We start from the raw sequence: 577 nt of genomic DNA, 5'->3' as shown, positions 1-577 counted from the left end.
CTCCCGCACCTGGGATCGGATTAAGGCCTCCGTCACCTCTTTTCCCGCCACCTCCCAAGGAAATGCTCATGGCGAATGAACAGCCAACCAACCTCAATCTGGCCGCATCCGGAGCGGTCGTGCTGCTGCGCAACCTGCTTCTGATCGCATCGGCGATGGTCACTCTGGCCGCTATTGGCTGGGGCGGCGGCAAGGTCGCCGAGCTGGTCGGTGTATTTCCCTATCGCTCCGCGCCGGCCTCCTTCGTCGAGTACGCGGAGGACGACTGCGTTGCCTATAAAAAGTGGCTGGCAAGCAAGGCTTACAAAACCCCGCTCAGCGATGACCGTAGTGAAGGCCGATATTACTTCACTGATCCGTGCGAAATCGTTGTGCGCGGGGCACCTGAGACCCTACGGCAATCCTTGGGATTTGGCACGTTCGTGACCGCCACCCTGGTCATCGCCGTCGCCCTACTCGTCGCCTTCTACCAGTACCTGGTCGGCCTCGGCCGTACTGAAATCCGCCGGAAGAAGGTTCGGGGCAAGCGCAGCAAAGCCCGCCGCTCAGCCAATGCTTCGGTTGGAGAGGACTGACA

General features: G+C 60.8%; 1 protein-coding gene. It reads left to right on the top strand.

Annotated elements, in window-relative coordinates; genetic code table 11:
- Positions 1 to 68 precede the first annotated feature (68 nt).
- Entirely contained in the window at positions 69 to 575 is a 507-nt protein-coding gene (locus tag EOD15_RS35240; RefSeq protein WP_127409380.1) for a hypothetical protein, read from the top strand.
- Positions 576 to 577 lie beyond the last annotated feature (2 nt).

The organism is Mesorhizobium sp. M7A.T.Ca.US.000.02.2.1 (genome assembly GCF_003996995.1).
Classification (GTDB): Bacteria; Pseudomonadota; Alphaproteobacteria; order Rhizobiales; family Rhizobiaceae; genus Mesorhizobium.
Note: the sequence above shows the minus strand (reverse complement) of the source record. Positions and strands in the feature narration are given on the sequence as shown.

Bases quoted from the DNA above. Each gene is read 5' to 3' on its own strand.
- EOD15_RS35240 (WP_127409380.1), top strand. From the start codon at position 69: ATGGCGAATGAACAGCCAACCAACCTCAATCTGGCCGCATCCGGAGCG.